Below are 2,722 nucleotides of genomic sequence, written 5' to 3'. Positions count from 1 at the left end.
TAGTACCAGCCCAAGTAGCCAGAAATATACGATTCCATATGGCCAGCTACTTATGCAGATATTGATATCTATAACAAGAAATTACTAAGACGGGTCTGGCCAACATCGTCAGCAGACGCATCCGGTAAATTGAAACACCGTTATGGCCACAGTCGGGATGAGAGGGTAATGGTGGCAATAGCGAGAATGCCAGAGGCAATAGCAGCGAGACCGTGTACAAGGCAGCCAACACAGGCAGTAAGGCATGCGCTTCGGAAAAGTACACTGGCAATTTTGTGTCTGTCTTCAGAAAGACAGGTCATAATTGCACCATGAGCAATACCCGCAGCCACGTTCCAACGAAGACTTCTACCGTTAGTATAATTGTCATTAAAATCATGAGTAATGAGGACAACCCCTAACGTTGAAGAGACCCCCAGAAAAGAGGCCCAGGCAGGAATGAGAGATGCCGGGACCAAGAAGTTGCACGATGTCAATACCGCATTTGTCAGACGATCCAGCAATCTGGTCGAGACAGTGGGTTTGTAACTTGAGTATTCAGCCGGCAAAGTATGTTTTCGGCAAATGGGGCATCGTGCATCGGTTTTGCCAGATTCGATGATACAGGACCGACCAAAAATATGTCCGCATGCCAGATTTACCGGGGCATGGTCAGCGTCGGTTTCCTCAATATTTTCCCAGCAAATAACGCATTGTTCGGTAGCAACGGAATCGGCAATCATGTTAACTCCAGGGGTTGAATACAGTGCGCAGGGGTTGGACATGGTTTGGCAGTGAGAGTTCCCGAGTCAGGCACAAACTGGGGTGGTTTTATTGTTGATATCCATGAACAATGGATCAAGCGTCTGACTTTCCCTTGGCCTCTGCAATAAGGCGAATGGTCGTTTCCGTCAGCAAGCTGACCGAACGCCAGAACGGGTTTTTTTCTGCTGGCGATTCAGGCTCACTCTTTTGCAGTTGCAGCAGACTCTCTTGCAATGCTTTCGGGCAGACCGCCGGGCGCACAGGTGCCTCCAGCCCGGGGTAGTTCTGCCGGTAAAACCGGGGCCAGTCAAACAGCAGTCCGGGGTCGGCCTTGCCACGAAAACCGGCAATATGCTCATGACCGATCACCCGCTCAGGGTCGCGCAATTTGGGATAGTGTTCTTGTAACCTGGCCATCACCCGCTGCAAAGACTGGTACTGCCCGTCGGTAAACGGGAATACATTCCCGTTATAGTTCACCAGCTCAATGCCAACAGAGCAATCATTTAACCCCTGAACGCCTTGCCACTCACTGACCCCCGCATGCCAACCGCGATGCGCCTGGCCATTCAGGCAGTCAACCAGCTCATAAATATCGCCATTGGTATCGATCACAAGGTGTGAGGACACAGAGGACTCAGGGTTGATAAAAATGTCCAGCGTATCTTTCAGGTCTACCGCCGTATAATGAATGATCAGATAATCCACAGGAATTGACCAGTCATCCCTATTCGCCGTTTTTACCCGGTTCACATTGAGAGTCATAAGCATGCAGCCAGCCAAGCATCAATCGACTTATCATTGTCTGATTCTCTCAAGACTGCAAGCAGTCACGGTGTGCGGACCAAAAATTATTGGAGGATAAAACCATGGCCAAAGGGCTATTAAAGCATCAGGAACGACAGGGTGCCTTGAGCCTCCTGGGCAAGGATCTGGCACGCCGGGCAAAATCAAAATGTGAGCTGTGTGAAGCGTCTGGCGTGCCACTGTCCATCTATGAGGTAGAGCCGGTTCCCGGTGAGCCAGACTACGATCACTGTCTGATGCTCTGTGAGACCTGCAAAACGCAGCTTGGGCAGCCCAGACGCCTGGAGCCCAACCACTGGCGATGCCTCACGAAAAGTATCTGGAGCCCGATACCCGCCGTACAGGTGGTTTCTCTTCGACTGTTAAGACAATTATCGGAAAAACAGGACTGGGCTATGGAAGCGCTGGAGCATGCTTATCTTGAGCCGGATATTGAGCAGTGGGCAGACTCAGGGAAAATCTGAAAAAAAAAAGAGCCATTTGTTGTCTAAATGGCTCCCGGGGCGTTCATTGTTTTTTTCGCGTTAACATAACCAAAGCCACCTGGCTCCCAAGCACTTCCAGCTTGCTTTTTGCTTCTCTGAAGTGTCTATGACTGTCATTGGCTTTTTGATCAGCAAGCTCAAGAGCAGCTTCTGTATTTTGATCCGGCATCGAAACCACCACTGGGATAGTGACACTTTCTCTACTATCACCCATGGAGTCGGCATAGTGCATCTGGCCGTTTTTACAATCTCTTCGCCAGGATACATAGTGGGTTTCTTTAATCGCCATAAAGGCACTGACTCCATAAATGACTTTTTCTTCACTTTTATACATAGGCACAGCAACATCCTTCTGCCAATCGAAGTGGCATCGGTTTTGTGCACCCTCATTAGGTATGGTCATGAATATCACTTCCGGACTACTATTATAAGAATCAGGTAAAAGTGCTTTCTCAGCGCTGTCATGATCATTGTGCTCTTCTTTCTGGCTTTCAATGTAGATGTCGATCATCCCCTGAAAGTTATTCGCTCTCTCCATAATCTTTCTTACTACATATTCCTTATTTGGAGATTCTTTGTTATAACCATGCCGTCTCAATTCAGCTACCATTCTCTTGCCTTCATGATTAACAAACTCTGCCACTTTGGAACGAATGAAACGCTTTTTATTTTTAAAGTGTTTTTCC

At 48.3% G+C, this 2,722-nt stretch carries 4 protein-coding genes; 1 reads left to right on the top strand and 3 read right to left on the bottom strand.

Going from position 1 to position 2,722, the window contains the following annotated elements:
- Positions 1–140: 140 nt before the first annotated feature.
- Complete coding sequence (locus KDK14_RS09280; RefSeq protein ID WP_257264818.1) at positions 141–722, bottom strand: RING finger protein; 582 nt, start codon at positions 720–722, stop codon at positions 141–143.
- Between the two features lie 115 nt (positions 723–837).
- Positions 838–1,509: an N-acetylmuramoyl-L-alanine amidase gene (locus tag KDK14_RS09275; protein ID WP_257264817.1), complete on the bottom strand. Its 672-nt coding sequence runs from the start codon at positions 1,507–1,509 to the stop codon at positions 838–840.
- A gap of 104 nt (positions 1,510–1,613) precedes the next feature.
- Here KDK14_RS09275 and KDK14_RS09270 point away from each other — a divergent pair, with 104 nt between their 5' ends.
- On the top strand, positions 1,614–2,015 hold the full coding sequence (locus KDK14_RS09270) for a phnA protein (protein ID WP_257264816.1): 402 nt from the start codon (positions 1,614–1,616) through the stop codon (positions 2,013–2,015).
- 43 nt (positions 2,016–2,058) lie between these two features.
- On the opposite strand, the gene KDK14_RS09265 is transcribed toward KDK14_RS09270, so the two are convergent.
- On the bottom strand, positions 2,059–2,722 hold a 664-nt coding region (locus KDK14_RS09265), incomplete at its 5' end, for a hypothetical protein (protein ID WP_257264815.1).

Source organism: Endozoicomonas sp. ONNA2 (assembly GCF_024606365.1).
In the GTDB taxonomy this organism is placed as follows: Bacteria; Pseudomonadota; Gammaproteobacteria; order Pseudomonadales; family Endozoicomonadaceae; genus Endozoicomonas.
Note: the sequence above shows the minus strand (reverse complement) of the source record. Positions and strands in the feature narration are given on the sequence as shown.

What these genes read in the sequence shown, in the direction of transcription:
- KDK14_RS09280 (WP_257264818.1), bottom strand. Translation starts at nt 722, where the DNA reads ATGATTGCCGATTCCGTTGCTACCGAACAATGCGTTATTTGCTGGGAA.
- KDK14_RS09275 (WP_257264817.1), bottom strand. Translation starts at nt 1,509, where the DNA reads ATGACTCTCAATGTGAACCGGGTAAAAACGGCGAATAGGGATGACTGG.
- KDK14_RS09270 (WP_257264816.1), top strand. Translation starts at nt 1,614, where the DNA reads ATGGCCAAAGGGCTATTAAAGCATCAGGAACGACAGGGTGCCTTGAGC.